The organism is Streptomyces sp. NBC_00335 (genome assembly GCF_036127095.1).
In the GTDB taxonomy this organism is placed as follows: Bacteria; Actinomycetota; Actinomycetes; order Streptomycetales; family Streptomycetaceae; genus Streptomyces.
In genome coordinates this window covers 2,537,662-2,554,264 of record NZ_CP108006.1, presented here as the reverse complement: position 1 = coordinate 2,554,264, position 16,603 = coordinate 2,537,662, and the positions used below count along the sequence as shown (strand labels likewise).

The 16,603-nt window shown below is 71.7% G+C and carries 13 protein-coding genes; 10 read left to right on the top strand and 3 right to left on the bottom strand.

All coding sequences use genetic code 11. The features are described from left to right. Nucleotides 1-5: 5 nt before the first annotated feature. Genes gatA through gatB form a run of 3 tightly spaced genes read left to right on the top strand, consistent with a single transcriptional unit; the run spans nt 6 to nt 3,289 of the window. Complete coding sequence (gene gatA, locus OHA37_RS11175; protein ID WP_266904191.1) at nt 6-1,517, top strand: Asp-tRNA(Asn)/Glu-tRNA(Gln) amidotransferase subunit GatA; 1,512 nt, start codon at nt 6-8, stop codon at nt 1,515-1,517. After that, nucleotides 1,514-1,765: a hypothetical protein gene (locus OHA37_RS11170; RefSeq protein ID WP_266904189.1), complete on the top strand. Its 252-nt coding sequence runs from the start codon at nt 1,514-1,516 to the stop codon at nt 1,763-1,765. Before gatA ends, OHA37_RS11170 begins: the two co-directional genes overlap by 4 nt. Nucleotides 1,766-1,780: 15 nt before the next feature. Continuing rightward, nucleotides 1,781-3,289 carry an Asp-tRNA(Asn)/Glu-tRNA(Gln) amidotransferase subunit GatB gene (gene gatB, locus OHA37_RS11165; RefSeq protein ID WP_266904187.1) on the top strand — a complete coding sequence of 503 codons (1,509 nt, stop codon included), beginning with the start codon at nt 1,781-1,783 and terminating at the stop codon, nt 3,287-3,289. A 74-nt stretch (nt 3,290-3,363) separates the two neighbouring features. Here the strand turns inward: gatB and OHA37_RS11160 are convergent, their stop codons facing one another. Both OHA37_RS11160 and OHA37_RS11155 read right to left on the bottom strand, forming a co-directional pair. Further along, on the bottom strand, nt 3,364-5,220 hold the full coding sequence (locus tag OHA37_RS11160; protein WP_266904185.1) for a protein kinase domain-containing protein: 1,857 nt from the start codon (nt 5,218-5,220) through the stop codon (nt 3,364-3,366). Between the two features lie 219 nt (nt 5,221-5,439). Then, entirely contained in the window at nt 5,440-5,961 is a 522-nt protein-coding gene (locus OHA37_RS11155) for a DinB family protein (RefSeq protein WP_266904183.1), read from the bottom strand. An 858-nt stretch (nt 5,962-6,819) separates the two neighbouring features. Between OHA37_RS11155 and OHA37_RS11150 the strand changes: the two genes are divergently transcribed. Then, nucleotides 6,820-7,287 carry a hypothetical protein gene (locus OHA37_RS11150; protein ID WP_266904181.1) on the top strand — a complete coding sequence of 156 codons (468 nt, stop codon included), beginning with the start codon at nt 6,820-6,822 and terminating at the stop codon, nt 7,285-7,287. 607 nt (nt 7,288-7,894) lie between these two features. Here the strand turns inward: OHA37_RS11150 and OHA37_RS11145 are convergent. Beyond that, on the bottom strand, nt 7,895-8,704 hold the full coding sequence (locus OHA37_RS11145) for a GNAT family N-acetyltransferase (RefSeq protein WP_266912676.1): 810 nt from the start codon (nt 8,702-8,704) through the stop codon (nt 7,895-7,897). Nucleotides 8,705-8,850: 146 nt separating this feature from the next. Between OHA37_RS11145 and OHA37_RS11140 the strand changes: the two genes are divergently transcribed. The 6 genes from OHA37_RS11140 (at nt 8,851) to OHA37_RS11115 (ending at nt 16,592) form a co-directional block, all read left to right on the top strand. After that, the gene (locus OHA37_RS11140) at nt 8,851-9,234 is read left to right on the top strand and encodes a signal peptidase I (RefSeq protein ID WP_266912674.1); all 384 of its coding nucleotides are present in this window, start codon (nt 8,851-8,853) and stop codon (nt 9,232-9,234) included. A 307-nt stretch (nt 9,235-9,541) separates the two neighbouring features. Further along, nucleotides 9,542-11,791 carry an MMPL family transporter gene (locus OHA37_RS11135; RefSeq protein ID WP_266904179.1) on the top strand — a complete coding sequence of 750 codons (2,250 nt, stop codon included), beginning with the start codon at nt 9,542-9,544 and terminating at the stop codon, nt 11,789-11,791. 39 nt (nt 11,792-11,830) lie between these two features. After that, a complete protein-coding gene (locus tag OHA37_RS11130) occupies nt 11,831-12,385 on the top strand; it encodes a GNAT family N-acetyltransferase (protein WP_266904177.1) in 555 nt (184 codons plus the stop codon). 124 nt (nt 12,386-12,509) lie between these two features. Beyond that, nucleotides 12,510-13,103: a hypothetical protein gene (locus OHA37_RS11125; protein ID WP_266904175.1), complete on the top strand. Its 594-nt coding sequence runs from the start codon at nt 12,510-12,512 to the stop codon at nt 13,101-13,103. A gap of 189 nt (nt 13,104-13,292) precedes the next feature. Continuing rightward, a complete protein-coding gene (locus tag OHA37_RS11120; RefSeq protein ID WP_266904173.1) occupies nt 13,293-13,460 on the top strand; it encodes a hypothetical protein in 168 nt (55 codons plus the stop codon). 81 nt (nt 13,461-13,541) lie between these two features. Continuing rightward, nucleotides 13,542-16,592, top strand: a complete 3,051-nt coding sequence (locus OHA37_RS11115) for a helix-turn-helix transcriptional regulator (RefSeq protein ID WP_323182407.1) — start codon at nt 13,542-13,544, stop codon at nt 16,590-16,592. The last annotated feature ends 11 nt before the right edge of the window (nt 16,593-16,603 follow it).

The following is a 16,603-nucleotide window of genomic DNA, read 5'->3' as shown; positions in this document are numbered from 1 at the left end:
TCACCATGGCTGACATCAACAGCACCATCGACATCATCCGGCTCACGGCCGCCCAGACCGCCGAGAAGATCGCCTCCGGCGAGCTCACGGCCGTCGAGGTCACCGAGGCCCACCTGGCCCGCATCGGGGCGACCGACGAGAAGGTCAACGCCTTCCTGCACGTCGACCGCGAGGGCGCGCTGGCCCAGGCGGCCGCCGTCGACGCCAAGCGCGAGCGCGGCGAGAAGCTCGGCCCGCTGGCCGGCGTACCGCTCGCCCTCAAGGACATCTTCACCACCGTCGGGATCCCCACCACCGTCGGCTCGAAGATCCTCGAAGGCTGGATCCCGCCGTACGACGCCACCCTGACGCGCAAGCTGAAGGAAGCCGACGTCGTCATCCTCGGCAAGACCAACATGGACGAGTTCGCCATGGGGTCCTCCACCGAGAACAGCGCCTACGGGCCCACCGGCAACCCCTGGGACCTCACCCGGGTCCCCGGCGGCTCCGGCGGCGGCTCCGCGGCCGCGCTGGCCGCCTTCCAGGCGCCGCTGGCCATCGGCACGGACACCGGCGGTTCCATCCGCCAGCCCGCCGCCCTCACCGGCACCGTCGGCGTGAAGCCCACCTACGGCGGCGTCTCCCGCTACGGCATGGTGGCCTTCTCCTCCTCCCTCGACCAGGGCGGCCCCTGCGCCCGTACGGTCCTGGACGCGGCCCTCCTCCACGAGGTCATCGCCGGCCACGACCCGATGGACTCGACCTCCATCGACGCCCCGGTCCCGCCGGTCGTCGAGGCGGCCCGCAACGGGTCCGTCGCCGGCATGCGCGTCGGTGTCGTCAAGCAGTTCGCAGGCGAGGGCTACCAGGCCGGCGTCGTCCAGCGGTTCAACGAGTCCGTCGCCCTCCTCAAGGAGCTGGGCGCCGAGATCGTGGAGCTGGACTGCCCGTCCTTCGACCTCGCGATGGCCGCGTACTACCTGATCGCGCCGTCCGAGTGCTCCTCGAACCTGGCCCGCTTCGACGCCATGCGCTACGGCCTGCGCGTCGGCGACGACGGCACCAAGTCCGCCGAGGACGTCACCGCCCTGACCCGCGAAGCCGGTTTCGGCGACGAGGTCAAGCGCCGCATCATCCTCGGCACGTACGCGCTCAGCTCCGGCTACTACGACGCGTACTACGGCTCCGCCCAGAAGGTCCGCACGCTCATCACGCGGGACTTCGAGAAGGCCTTCGAGCAGGTCGACGTGATCGTCTCCCCGACCACGCCCACCACCGCCTTCGCGATCGGTGAGCGCACCGACGACCCGCTGGCGATGTACCTCGCGGACCTGTGCACCATCCCGACCAACCTGGCCGGCAACTCCGCCATGTCGCTGCCCTGCGGCCTGGCCCCGGAGGACGGTCTGCCGGTCGGGCTCCAGATCATCGCCCCGGCGATGAAGGACGACCGCCTGTACAAGGTGGGTGCCGCAGTCGAGGCCGCCTTCGTCGAGCGCTGGGGCCACCCGCTGCTTGAGGAGGCTCCGTCGCTGTGAGTTCCAACACGAGTGCGCTGTCCAAGGCCAAGGGCTTCAGGAAGTCCAAGTCCGGTACGTACCTGTCGATCGGCACCACCGCTTTCGGTGCCCTCAGCGTGGTCAAGCAGGCCAAGAAGGCCCGCACCGAGCACGACACGCTGAAGCTGATCGACGCCGTCGTGTCCGCCGCCGCCATCGTCACCGGCCTCGCGATCCTGTACCGCGAGCTGAAGCGTCTCGGCGACGACGACGTCCTGCTGGGCTGAGAGGGAATTTCCACTGTGACTGCCATTGAACTGCTGTCGTACGAGGACGCCCTCGCGTCGTACGACCCCGTCATGGGCCTGGAGGTCCATGTCGAGCTCGGCACGAAGACCAAGATGTTCTGCGGCTGCTCGACCGAGCTGGGCGCCGACCCCAACTCGCAGACCTGCCCGGTCTGTCTCGGCCTGCCCGGCGCGCTGCCGGTCGTCAACGAGATCGGCATCGAGTCCGCCATCAAGATCGGTCTCGCGCTGAACTGCGAGATCGCCGAGTGGTGCCGCTTCGCCCGGAAGAACTACTTCTACCCGGACATGCCGAAGAACTTCCAGACCTCCCAGTACGACGAGCCGATCGCCTTCAACGGCTTCCTCGACGTCCAGCTGGAGGACGGCGAGATCTTCCGCGTGGAGATCGAGCGCGCCCACATGGAGGAGGACACCGGCAAGTCGCTGCACGTCGGCGGCGCCACCGGCCGCATCCACGGCGCGTCCCACTCGCTGCTGGACTACAACCGTGCCGGCATCCCCCTCATCGAGATCGTCACCAAGCCGATCGAGGGCGCGGGCGAGCGCGCCCCCGAGGTGGCCAAGGCGTACGTCGCCGAACTGCGCGAGGTCATCAAGGCGCTCGGCGTCTCCGAGGCCCGCATGGACAAGGGCCAGATGCGCTGCGACGTCAACCTGTCGCTGCGCCCCACCCCCGAGTCCGAGTTCGGCACCCGCAGCGAGACGAAGAACGTCAACTCGCTGCGCTCCGTCGAGCGCGCCGCCCGCTTCGAGATCCAGCGCCACGCGGCGGTGCTCTCCTCCGGCGGCTCGATCGTGCAGGAGACCCGGCACTTCCACGAGGAGGACGGCTCCACCACGGCCGGCCGCATCAAGGACAACGCCGAGGACTACCGGTACTTCCCGGAGCCCGACCTGGTCCCGATCGCCCCGGCCCGCACCTGGGTCGAGGAGCTGCGCTCCGGCCTGCCGGAGATGCCGCGCGTGCGCCGCAACCGCCTCCTCCAGGAGTGGGGCGTCACCGAGCACGACATGCAGTCGATCCTCAACGCGGGCGCGGTGGACTCCATCGTCGCCACCATCGAGGCCGGCGCCGACTCGACCGCCGCCCGCAAGTGGTGGATGGGCGAGCTGGCGCGCAACGCCAACGAGCAGGGCGTCGTCGTCGACGAGCTGCCCATCACCCCCGTCCAGGTCGCGCGCGTCGCGGCCCTGGTGGCGGCCGGTGAGCTCAACGACAAGCTGGCCCGCCAGGTCCTCGAAGGCGTCCTCGCCGGCGAGGGCACCCCGGACGAGGTCGTCGAGAAGCGCGGCCTGAAGGTCGTCTCGGACGAGGGCGCGCTCGGCGCGGCCGTGGACGAGGCCATCGCGGGCAACGCGGGCATCGCCGACAAGATCCGCGGCGGCAAGATCGCCGCCGTCGGCGCGCTGGTCGGAGCGGTCATGAAGACCACCCGCGGCCAGGCCGACGCGGCACGCGTCAAGGAGCTCATCCTGGAGCGGCTGGGCGTCTCCGAGTAGTCGCACCGTACGCACGAAGGCGGCCCCGCACCGGTTCTCCGGTGCGGGGCCGCCTTCGTGCGGGCCTGGCGGGGCTACCGCTTGAGCTGGGGAGCGGCGATGACGGCGTTGCCGGAGTCCTTGCAGCCCGTCTCCACCTTCAGCCGCAGACGCAGGGCCCCCTTGATGTCCAAGGACTTGGTGACCGGCTTGCCCAGGTGGACCACCTCCGAGAAGAGCGCGGGCTGATCGTCCACGGAGATGCTGATGCGGGCCTGTTCCATGGTCGAGCCGTCGTCCATGCCCGCGGTGAACTCCAGCGTGGACCAGGCGCGGTTCACGTCGTACTCGACGGTCGCACCGTAGTAGCAGCTGCCGAGGAGGGCGGCCCCGTACTCCCGCGTGTTCAGCTTGGCGGAGCCGACCTTGAAGTCGTTGTCCTGTCCGACCGACGGCAGCAGTGTCAGATCGGCGACGTTGGTGTCCTTCGGCACCCCCGGAGCCGAGGGGCTCGCCGAGTCCGACGGAGCGGCGGAGTTCTCGGGAGCGGAATCACTGGGCGTGGGCTCCGCGGAAGCGGTCGGCGTCACGGCTGGGGACGAGGCGGCCTTGTCCCCGCCGGACGCCGTGTTCGAGTCGTCCGCGTCCTTCTTGTCTCCGAGCACCTTTACGCCGACCACCGTGCCCGCGGCCACCAGCAGCACGGCGAGCAGCGCCCCGAGCACCAGCCCGGTACGCCGCTTCTTGCGCGGGGCCGGCGGCGGCTCGGGGAGCGGTTCCGTACGGGACACGGCCGCGGGACCGTACCCGTCGGGCACGCTCGCCTGCACCGGCGGCGGGGTGTAGACCGGCTCGACGGGCGGTGGGACGTACACCGGCTGCGCCGGGGGACTCGCCGGGACGGCCGGGGCCGGCGTCGGGGCCGCCACCGGCGCGGACGGCGGCTGTGACGGCTGCTGCGGCGGGGCCACGGGCTTCGGCGGGGCAGGGGCCGCGGCCGCGGGAGCCACCGGCGGTACCGGCACCGCGTCGTGGACCACGCGCTGCGAGGTGGAGGAGGTCGTGGACACCACCGCGCGGCGGATGTCCTTCATCCAGCCCGCCAGGTTCACCGGACGCTTCAGCGGGTCGGCGGCGTAGATGGAGGCGATCCGCGCCCGCTGCTCCGCGTCCAGTACGGCGAACTGCGGCAGCCGTACGAGGGCCCCGGCCAGCAGTTCGGGCGTCGAGGGCGGGGACTCCCCGCTCAGCAGGAAGTACGCGAGGGCCCCGAAGGCGTACCGGTCCGCGCCCGGGGTCCGCTTCCCCTCGAAGACCTCCGGCGCCGCGTAGCCCTGGGTGAACCACACCTCGGCCGTCTGGTGGTCGGCGGTCAGTTTGCTGAGGCCGAAGTCCACCAGGGTGGCCTGCCCGTGCGCGTCGACCATGACATTGCCGGGGGAAAGGTCACCGTGGATCACCTGACGCCCGGAGGGGGTGGCCTTCCCCGAGTGCAGCCAGTCCAGTACGTCGGCCAACTGCTCCAGCGTGCGCATCACTTCGCGCCGCTCGGCGGCCGTGGCGAGGGTCCGCTCGGCCCGCCAGTCCCGCAGGTCGAGTCCGTCGACGTGGTTCATGACCAGGACCAGGGCCCGCCCGGTCAGCGTCGAGGACTCCCCGGGCCGGTGGATCGGCGGCCCCTCGAAATGCTCCCGCACGCCCACGACACCGGGGCGGTGGACGAAGCGCAGCAGTTCCGCCTGCTCGTTCCACTTCTGGCTGATCCGGTCGAAGACGTCCGGGGTGATCGTGGTCTTGGAGTCGAGCACCTTCACGACGACGGGCTCGGATCCTCCCGCGAGCTCGATCTCCGCGAGATAGAGCACGGCCTCCCCGCCGCGCCCGATGGACCGGAGTAAGCGGTAGCGGTCCGCTGCCGCGTCCGGCCCGATGTGTAGATTCTGGCTGGTCAATTTCCCCCCAGCGCCGGTGGTTTGAGTGGGCATCAGCTTCCCGGGGCGGGAGGGTGCTGGTCAAGCTGTGGCCAGGGTGGCCAGGGGGTGAAGTTCTGCGGCGATGGGCTTGTGGGCCGGAGGGCCGGTGGGCCGGTGGGCCGGTGAGCCGGTCCCGGACGCCCCTGGCCGCCGGCCGCGGCGCCGTCGGCGTCGACCGGCCGACGCCGGGGAGTGGACTCAGGCGCCCGTGGCGCCGTCGACTGCCTCGCGGAGGAAGTCGGCGTGACCGTTGTGGCGGGCGTACTCGTGGATCATGTGCAGCATGAGCAGGCGCAGCGAGGCGTCCTCCTCCCACTTCTCGACGCGCACCGTCACGTCGAGGGACTCGGCGGCCGCCTCCACCGTGCGGGCGTGCTCGACCTCCGCCCGCCAAGCCGCGAAGGCCTCGGCGCGGGTCGAGCCGGAGGCGTCGTAGGCGGCCTGGAAGTCGTGGGTGTCCGACCACAGGTGGGGCACCTCCGCCCCGCCGAAGGTGCGCCGGAACCAGTGCCGCTCCACCTCCGCCATGTGCCGGACCAGTCCGAGCAGGGACAGCGTGGAGGGCGGGGACGCCTGACGGCGCAACTCCTCGTCGGTGAGGCCCTCGCACTTCCAGGCGAGGGTGGCCCGGTGGAAGTCGAGGTACGCGCGGAGCGTCTCGCGCTCGCCCCCGGCGAGGGGAGGGGCGACGCGGTGGGCGGATCCTGTCGTTGCTGCCATGGCTGAGATCTTGCCCCGTTGGTCCCGGTGGGCGGAAGGCGTTCGCCCCTACCTGCGGGCCCATCTTGGTGGGGGTGGGGGCCTGTGCTGCGGGCTGGTCCTTGGCTGCGTGGGGGCCGGGCGGCGTCCCGGCAGTCGAGCGTCCTTCCGTGGTGGGACGGTCCGTCAAGGGCGCTCCCTGCGGTCGCGTCGCTTCGCGATGGCCTTCGGCCACCCTTGACGGACCGTCCCACCACGGAAAAACACAAGACTTCCGGGATCCCCCCGGGGAATGGCCAGGGGGGAGTGAGCGAGGGGCGGCCTGGTCTGAGTTGCGCAGCCCCCTTTGGTTGGTGGGCATCTGTGCACGGATCCGGCAGGACCGTGACCTCAGCCGGTACGGACGCGCGGGGCGATCAGAGCATCCAGGGCCGGGCGTCTGGACACCCTTCCCGTGACCGCCGACCGCCACCCCGAGCGCAAGGTGGACGAGAAGGGCCTCAGGGCCGGTGGGCGCGACAGATCGCTACGTACTCTCGCTCGGCTTAGCGGCTAGCGACCGGCCTTGGCTGGACATAAGCCGCACGCGGCCGGTTCTCCTCCCACTCGGCTTGGCGACTGCAGGCCGTCCCATGGCTTGATATGTGTGGCCGAATATTTGAGGGCAAAGGGTGGAGAAGCGGTGTCATCCGTCTTGGGCGGTGGACGGGCTTTGACCTTATGGGATGTTTAGGTAAGCCTTACCTCGCCCAAGTCGCGCTCGCGGCTGCCCTGCCTTCGGAGCTCATCGCCATGTCGTCCCCCGCCGCTGATCTGTCTGCTCGTCCTGTCCGCCTGTACGACTCTTGGTGGACGGTCGTGGCCGCAGGGCTTGGGGCGATGATCGTTCTGACGGTCGGGCTGTGGGTTTCCGTTCACGTGAAGACCGATCCGGCGCTGCACACGGCGGCGCTCTTCGCGCACCTCGCCTCGCTCGTCGTCGGCTTCGGCGCGGTTCTGTCCGCCGACTACTACGGTCTGCTGTGGGCCATGAGGCGTTGCACCCTCGCTGAGGTGGTCGGTGCGACGTCCCGGCTTCACATTCCGATCTGGGCCGGACTCGGTGGTCTTGTCGTGAGCGGGATGATGCTGGAACCCGATCTCAACTCGCCCCTCACCCTCGCCAAGCTCGGGCTCGTCGTCCTCCTGACCCTCAACGGTCTCCAGGCAGGCATCCTCGGCCACCGTCTCGCGGCCGCACCCGCCGCCACCCCGCGCCTCCTGCTCTGGGGCGGAGCCACCGCCCTCATCTCCCAGCTCTGCTGGTGGGGCGCGGTAACCATCGGCTTCCTCAACACCAATTCCTGACCCTCCCCTCCGCCATAGCTCCCACCGTGCGGCACCGTCCGTCCCACACCGCCCTCGCAGCCACCCCCTAGACCGCCGAGACCGCCGAGACCGACGAGACCGCCGAGACCGCCGAGATCGGCGAGATCGGCCAGTTCGGCTAGATCAGCCACGGCCGGTCGCTAGTCGCTAAGCCGAGCGAGAGTACGTAGCGATCTGTCGCGCCCACCGGCCCTGAGGGGCTTGTGGGCGTCCTTGCGCTCGGGGTGGCGGTCGACGGTCACGGGAAGGGTGTCCAGACGCCCGGCCCTGGATGCTCTGATCGCCCCGCGCGTCCGTACCGGCTGAGCTCACGGTCCTGCCGGAGCCCTATCCGGATGCCCACCGACCAAAGGGGGCTGCGCATCTCAGACGAGGCCGCTCCTCCCCACTCCTCCCCCCGGCCATTCCCCGGGGGGATCCCGGAAGTCTTGTGGCGTTTCGGTGTGGGTCGGTCGGTCAAGGGTGGCCGAAGGCCATCGCGAAGCGACGCGACCAAAGGGAGCGCCCTTGAGGGACCGTCCCACACCGAAAGGACACTGGACTGCCGGGACGCCCCCCGGAACCCCACGCAGCCAAGGACCGGCCCCTACCCCTCCCAAACCCAGGGCACCGTCACCCCCAGCACATCGAAGCCCAGCCGTTCCAGGATCGGGCGGCTGTCCTCCGATGCGTCGACCTGGAGGTACCGGATGCCCCGGTCCGCCGCCACGCGGGCGCGGTGGGCCACCAGGAGGCGGTAGATGCCGTGGCCTCGCCATTCCGGGACCGTGCCGCCGCCCCACAGGCCCGCGAAGGGGCTGCCCGGGCGCATTTCCATCCGGGCCGCGCTCACCGGGGTGTCGCCCGCCATCGCGACGACGGCTTCGATCGTGTCCGGCTCGTCCCGCAGCAGGTTCAGCATCAGCTCTCTGATGCGCGGGCGATCCGCGCCGAAGGCGCGGCGGTGGGCCTCCATCATCAGGTCCACGCCCACCTCGTCGGTCACCACCCGCAGCGTGATGCCCTCCGGCGGTTCCACCGACAGGGTGGCGAGCTCCTCCACCCGCCCCACCAGCAGCGTTTCCGCAGGCTCCGCCACGAAGCCGGCCGCGCGCAGCCGGTCCCCGAGGTCGGCGGGGCGGTCGTGGCCGTACAGCTTCCACTCGAACTCCGCCGACGGGACCTCGCCCCGGCCGGCGAGCTCCGTGAAGAACGCCACCTGCTCCGCGATCGCCGCATCCGCCGTGTGCTCGTCGAGGTCCGACCAGAGCACCATGTTCCCTCCGGTGCCGGGCACGATCTGCCGTACGACCGCACCCGCCCGTTCCACGCGCGCGTCACTCGTGTCGGGCCGCGCATCCCGTCGCATCACGGAGTCGAACTCGGCGCGCACCTTCAGCAGGTCATCCGGATCCATCGTCATCGGGCCAGCTCACCAGCCGCCGACGGCTCCGACAACTGCATTAACCTCACCCCGTGAGCGACCCCACGCATCCCACGCACCCCACGCACGCCACCAATCCCACGCACCCCACCAATCCCGCGCACCCCACCCACCCCGCCATCTACACCGGCAAGGCCACCCCCGACGCCGCCGTCGACCGGGGCTGGCTGCTGGGGCACTTCAAGGAGCCCGGCGATCCCCGCCACAGCGCGGACGTGGAGATCAAGTGGGGCGTCCACCCCAAGGGTGAGGAGCGGGCGCAGTGGGTGCGCGGGGAGTCCCGTACGGCCTTGCAGGTGCTGATCAGCGGCCGGTTCCGGCTGGAGTTCCCCGGCCGGAGCGTCGTACTGGCCGAGCAGGGGGACTACGTCGTGTGGGGACGCGGGGTCGACCACTCCTGGTACGCGGAGGAGGACTCGGTGGTGCTCACCGTGCGCTGGCCCTCGCTGCCGGGCTACCGCGCCGACGAAGGGGACGAAAACGAAGACGGCGACGAGGACTGAGAGCCCGAAGGCCAATCCGGCCGGACCTCCGTTCCGAACCCCGTGTGACCATGGTCCCGCGCCTGCCCGAACACCTGTGACGCTGCCCACGAAGGCCGCCAACGATCACGCCGCGCTGCGATCGTGGAGGTGTAGACCATGCAAGCGGCGGCAGCCGCCCGCACAGCACGTCCCACACACGGCACGTCCCGCACGTCCCGCACGTACCGAAAATTCCAGAAGTCCAGCGTTCAGTTTTCAGCGTTCACGCGTTCTTTCCGACGGACCGTTCCCCGGTAAAGATCCGAACCACCAGGGAGCCCGTCCGTTGTCAGCCCTCGCACGCTGGTGCATGCGGCACCGACTCGTCGCCGTCCTGCTCTGGCTCCTCGCCTTCGGCGGGACCGCCGCTGCCGCGGTCGGCGCCGGGACGGCGTTCTCCAATGACTACGAGGTCCCCGGCACCGAGTCCGCCAAGGCGCACGCCCTGCTGCGGGAAGGCTTCCACGGGCAGGGTGGCGATACCGACACCATCGTGTGGCGGGCCCCGGACGGGCAGAGCGTGCGGACGCCGGCCGTGCGGGAGCGCATGACGCGGGCCCTCGACTCCATAGCCGGGCTGCCCGGTGTCGGATCGGTCGCCGGTCCCTATGGTCCCGGGCCCGACAGCGGGGCCCGGATCAGCCCCGACGGGCGTACCGCCTACGCCGTGGTCACCTTCGACCGGCAGGCCGACTCGGTGCCGAAGGGCGAGGCGAAGGCCGTCGTCGACGCCGCGAGGAACCCGGCGACCCAGGCCGACGGGCTGCAAGTCGAGCTCGGCGGCCGGGCCATCGGCCTCACCGAAGCCCCCTCCGCCCACCTCGCCGAGGTCATCGGCGTGGCCATCGCCGCGCTGGTGCTGTTCCTGGCCTTCGGGTCGCTGGCCGCCAGCCTGCTGCCCATCGCGACCGCCCTGGTCAGCGTGGGCACCGCCTATTTCGGCATCACCCTGCTCGGCCACGCGATGCCGGTCGCCGACTTCGCTCCGATGCTCGGCACCCTCGTCGGCCTCGGGGTGGGCATCGACTACGCGCTGTTCATCGTCACCCGCCACCGCAAGGGCCTCCAGCGCGGGCTCCCGGTCGCGGAAGCCGCCGAAAGCGCCGTCGCCACCACCGGCCGGGCCGTGGTCTTCGCCGGGGCCACCGTCTGCATCGCGCTGCTCGGCATGCTGGTGCTCCGGCTGAACTTCCTCAACGGCGTCGCCATCGCCGCCTCCCTCACCGTGGTCCTGACCGTCGCCGCCTCGGTGACCCTGCTGCCCGCGCTCCTCTCGTACATCGGCATGCGCGCGCTGTCCCGCCGCGAGCGCCGCAAGCTGGCCGCCGAGGGTCCGCGGCCCGAGGCGGTCACCGGCTTCGCCGCCCGCTGGTCGGCCTTCGTCGAGCGCCACCCGAAGCTGCTCGGCCTGGTCGCCACGGCGGTCATGGTGGTACTGGCACTGCCCACGCTCTCCCTCCACCTCGGCACCTCCGACCAGGGCAACAACCCGGCCACGTCCACCACCCGCAAGGCCTACGACCTGCTCGCGGAGGGCTTCGGCCCGGGGATGAACGGCCCGCTGACCGTCGTCGCCCGCCTGGGCGGGGCCGGCGACCGGGTCGCCGTGGACGCGCTGGCCGAGTCGCTCCGTACGACCAGGGGCGTGGCCGCTGCCGGGCCGGCGGTCTTCAACCGCAGCGGCGACACCGCCGTCGTCACCGTCATACCGGACTCCTCCCCGCAGTCCCGGGCCACGAGCGAGCTGGTCGACAGGCTGCGCGAGGACGTCATCCCGCGCGCCGGCCAGGACAGCTCCATGCAGGTGCACGTCGGCGGCGTGACCGCCGGGTACGACGACTTCGCCGAGGTCATCGTCGGCAAGCTGCCGCTCTTCGTCGGGGTGGTCATCGCACTCGGCTGTGTGCTCCTGCTGCTGGCCTTCCGCTCCATAGGCATCCCGGTCAAGGCGGCCGCCATGAACGTCGCCGCCGTCGCCTCCTCCTTCGGAGTCGTCGTCGCGATCTTCCAGTGGGGCTGGGGCAGCGAACCCCTGGGGCTGGGCAGCGCGGGCCCGATCGAGCCCTTCCTGCCGGTGATCATGGTCTCGGTGCTCTTCGGGCTGTCCATGGACTACCAGGTCTTCCTCGTCAGCCGGATGTACGAGGAGTGGCTGGAGACGGGGGACAACAAGCGGGCGGTGCGCGTCGGCCTCGCCGAGACCAGCCGGGTGATCAACTCGGCGGCCGTCATCATGATCTCCGTCTTCCTGGCCTTCGTACTCAGCGGTGACCGGATCATCGCCATGTTCGGCATCGCGCTCGCCGCGGCCGTGGCCCTGGACGCCTTCGTCCTGCGGACCCTCCTCGTCCCGGCCCTGATGCACCTGCTCGGCGGAGCCAACTGGTGGCTGCCGGCCTGGCTGGACCGCCGGCTCCCGAAGATCAGCATCGAGCCCCCGGAACGCCGCCCGCATGCGAAACTTCCCCTGCAGCGGCCCGGCGCGGACCCCGCCACGAGCGAGGACGCGGCCGAGCCCGCGACCAGCTCCCGGTGATCCGGCCACCCGCCGCTCGATAGCCAAGGAAGAACGCGCATGTTCTCGATAGACCTCGCCGACGACGCCCAGCTGTTCCCGCTGGAAGCCCGGCACGCGGAGGAGTTCTTCGCCCACATCGAACGCGGACGCGAGTTCATCGGCCAGTACGTCGGCTTCCCGGACCGGTCGTCCGACCTGGAGTCCGCCCGGGCCCTGCTGGCCAAGTACGCGCTCACGGCGGGGGAGGACGGCGCGCGGTTCTTCGGGATCCGGCTCGATGGCACCCTCGTGGGCGGGGTGCTCTTCCCGGCGTTCGACGCGGGGACGGGCAACTGCGAGATCGGCTGCTGGCTGGAGCCCGCCGCGGCCGGCCGCGGCCTGGTGACGAAGGCCTGCCGCGTCCTGATCGACTACGCCTTCGGCGAGCGCGGCATGCACCGCGTCGAATGGCACGCCGCCACCGGCAACAAGAAGAGCCTCGCCGTGGCCGAGCGCCTCGGCATGAGCCGCGAAGGCGTCCTGCGCCAGAACCACCTGCACCGGGGCGTCCGCCAGGACACCGAGATCTGGGCGCTCCTCACCCACGAGTGGTCCGCGGCCCGCCCCGCCTGACCACCCCCCGCGCGCGCTCGCCCCCGCCCCGCCCCGGTTCTCCCGGGGGACCGGGGCGGGGCGCCGCCCGCTGCCCGGCCGGATTCTCAGGAACCTCTCAGAAAAGCCGCCTACGGTGCCCCGCATGGACACCACGAAGACCCCCGCCCCGACCGCTCCCGAGGCGGACTCCCCGGCCGACCTGAAGAAGGCCGCCACCGACGAGACGACCGCCCCGGCCGCCGCGGACACCGCCGCCGCCGCCGAGGAGGTCCAGGGCGAGGAGCTCGCCGCCGACCTCGACGCCGAGTTCGACGAACTCGATGCCGCGGCCGACGAGGAGCCGAGCAGTGGTGTCGCCTCCGGAGCCTCCGCGATCGTCGCCGCCGGTCTCGGCCTGGTCGCCCTCAGCGGCAGCTGGACCTCCCGCGTCATAGGCGAGCGCGAGACCCTGAAGGGCCAGATCAGCTCCGCCACCGCCACCACCACCGAGGACAAGATCGAGGCGCTGTACGGCAACGCCTGGCACATGACCGCCCTGTTCAACGGCGTCCTGTCGACGATCGCGCTGCTCATCGCCGTCTTCGTGCTGGCCCGCCCGGCCTTCGGCACCCCCGGCCGCACCCTCCCGGCCTGGGTCCGCTCCGTGTCCTGGGCGGCCGTCGTCGTCGCCGCCATCGGCGTGATCGCCTTCGCGTTCATGTACGTCCTCGCCCTCCCGACGGCCCCCGCCGCCTAGTCCGTTCGCTGCCGTCCGGCGGTCCGCCTAGGTACTGCCTTAGGCCACCTCAGGGACCTCGGGTCCCGGCCTAAGGCCCCCCGGCTCCCGCAGATGCGGCATGCTCCCGATGTGCCGGCACCCCCTGGGGCGCGAATCTTGGATCACACCGAACGAGGTGTCCGAGAAACGCGAACCAGGGAGCACGAGATGTTCGAGTACGAGATCGCCACCGCCCGCCGCGAAGACCTCATCCGCGAGGCCGACGCCTACCGTCTGGTCCGGGAAGCGAAGAAGGCCCGCCGTTCCTTCTCCCGGAGCCAGGAACCGGAGGGGTCGGTGAGAGGGCAGCGCGGCCGGTTCACCCGCGCCGCGTAGCCCGCGTCGCGAGACCGTGCGAACCGGCACGTGATGAGAAGCGCAGCAATATCCAGTGCCGATGGCCAGGGCCTCTGTGCGATGCTCGGCGACGTGGAGACCAGATCTGTCAGCCCGGTGTTCGTCGGCCGAGCCGACGAACTGGCCGTACTCACCGACGCCCTGACGCGCGCCGCCGGCCAGGAGCCGCAGGCACTGCTCATAGGCGGCGAGGCCGGGGTCGGGAAGACCCGCCTCACCGAGGAGTTCCTCTGCGAGGCCGACCGCCGCGGCGCGGTCGTAGCCGTCGGAGGCTGTGTGGAGATCGGGGCGGAGGGACTTCCCTTCGCCCCGTTTTCGACGGCGCTGCGCACCCTGCACCGCCTGCTCCCCGGCGAACTGGCCGCAGCAGCCGTCGGCCAGGAGGACGAACTCGCGCGCATCCTCCCCGAACTCGGCGAGACCCCGCGCGGCCCGCACGACGAGGAGAGCACCGCCCGGCTCTTCGAACTGACGGCCCGGATGCTGGAACGCCTCGCCGCCGACCGCACCGTCGTCCTGGTCCTGGAAGACCTGCACTGGGCGGACACCTCCACCCGGCACCTGCTCTCCTACCTCTTCCGCGCGCTCGGCAGCGGCCGGCTCGTCGTGGTCGCCACCTACCGCGCCGACGACGTACACCGCCGCCACCCGCTGCGCCCGCTCCTCGCGGAGCTCGACCGGCTGCGCACCGTCCAGCGCATCGAGCTGTCCCGCTTCAACCGGGCCGAAGTGCGCCGCCAGCTCGCCGGGATCCTCGCCTCGCAGCCCGACGAGGAGTTCGTCGAATCGGTCTTCGACCGCTCCGACGGCAACGCCTTCTTCGTCGAGGAACTCGTCGCCTCCCGCGCCAGTGGCTGCCTCACCGGCCTCACCGAATCCCTGCGCGACCTGCTCCTCGTCCGCGTCGAAGTCCTCCCGGACGCCGCGCAGCGCGTCGTGCGCATCGTCGCCGAGGGCGGCTCCACCGTGGAGTACCCCCTGCTGCGCGCCGTCACCCGGCTCACCGAGGACGAACTGATCGAGGCCCTGCGCGCGGCGGTCGGCGCCAACATCCTCCTCGCCACCTCCGACGGCGACGGCTACCGCTTCCGCCACTCCCTGGTCCGCGAGGCCGTCTCGGACGACCTGCTGCCCGGCGAGCGCGCCCGCGTCAACCGCCGCTACGCCGAGGAGCTCGAACAGGACGACTCGCTGATCCGCGCGGAGGAGCGGGTCATCCGCCTCGCCACCTACTGGTACTACGCCAACGACGCGGTCAAGGCCCTGCCCGCCGTGCTCGCGGCCTCGGTGGCCGCCCGGGGCCGGCACGCCTACTCCGAGCAGCTGCGCCTGCTGGAGCGGGCCATGGAGCTGTGGGAGGCCGTACCGGAGGACGTGCGCACCGAACTGCGCCCGGCGGACTACACCGAGGTCTACCCGCCCTGCGGCTGCGACCCGGCGACCACCCCACTGCAACGCCTCGACCTGCTGGCCGAAGCCACCGTCGCGGCCCGCTTCGGCGGCGAGCGCGAACGCGCGCTGAAGCTGACCAAGACGGCCCTGCGGCTCCTTGAGGACGGCCACGACCCACTGCGCGCCGCCTGGTTCTGGACCGAACGCTCCCGGATGATCGCCAGCCTCGCCCGCGGCGACGGCTGGGAGGAGCTCGCCAAGGCGCAGGAGCTCGTCCGCGGGCTGCCCCCGTCCCAGGTGCACGCCGACGTCCTGGTCCGGGCCGCGAGCTGGGGCATGCTCCACAAGCCGGGGCCCGACAACCTGGTCGCCGCCGAACGCGCCGTGGAGTACGCGCGGATGGTCGGTGCCGAGGACACCGAGCTCAACGCCCGGATCACCGTCGGCAGCCTGCTCGTCGACTCGGGGGACCCCGAGCGCGGCCTCGCCGAGATGTACGCGGTCAAGGACCGGGCCGCCGAACTCGGACTCGCCATGCTGGTGGGACGTGCGCACGTGAACCTCACCTCTCATCTGGAAGGCCTGGGCCGGTCCCGCGAAGCCGTGGAACTGGCCGAACAAGGTGCCGAGCTGGTCAAGAACTCCCATCTGATGGACTCCGAGGCCTACATCCGGGGGAACCTGGCGGAGAGCCTGTACAGCGTCGGCCGGTGGGAGGAGGCCGCGACGCAGGCCCGGCGCACCCTGACCCTCGTCAGCAGCGCCGCCCCGCGCGCCGCAGCCGTCGTACGGCTGGCCTACCTGGCCCTGGCCCGCGGCGAACTCGCCGAGGCCGCCGGCCAGCTCACCGCCGCCCGCGCCCACTTCGGGTCCCACGACGGCCAGCCCCAGCACCGGATCCCGCTGTTCCGCCTCGCGATCGGCGTCGCGGCGGGGGAGGGCCGGATGGCCGACGTCCGCAGCGAGGTGGCCGCCGTCATCGATTACGGCTTCCCGCTCGGCAACCACCGCTACGCCTGGCCGCTGCTGCTCGCCGCCGCCTCGGCCGAAGCCGAGGCCCGTGGCCTGCCGGTCGCGGAGGCCGGCCGCGAGGAGGCACTGACGGTGCTGCGCGCCGCAGCCCGGACCCTGGCCACCCCGGCCCCGGTGTGGACCGCCCACTCCGAGTACCTCAGGGCCGAGCTGCTGCGGGCCGAGGCCCGGGACACCGTCGCCGACTGGACGGCCGTGGAAGCGGCCGTACGCCCCCTGGAGCGCCCCTACCTGCTCGCCAGGGCCCGGTACCGGCTCGTGGAGTCTCTGCTGGCGGCCGGCGGGGACCGCGAGGCCGCCGCAGGACTGCTCCAGGAGGCCTACGCCGCCTCGGAGCAGCTCGGCGCCCGCAGGCTCCGCGAGGACCTGGCCCTGCTCGCGCAGCGCGCCAGGCTGCCCCTCATCCCCGTGGACGCCGCAGCCAAGGCCCTGCTCGCTCCGGAGGCCGACCCGGTCGAGGCGCTGGGCCTGACCAGCCGCGAACGGGACGTGCTGCGCCTGGTCGCGGCGGGCCACACCAACCGCCAGATCGCCGAGGAGCTCTTCATCTCCCCGAAGACGGCCAGCGTTCACGTCTCGAACATCCTGGCGAAGCTCGGCGTCGCGGGCCGCGGCGAGGCCGCCGCCCTGGCCCACCGGCTACGGCTCTTCGGCCCCGCCGCCCACCAGCCGGCCGGGACGCGGTGATGGCAACGGTG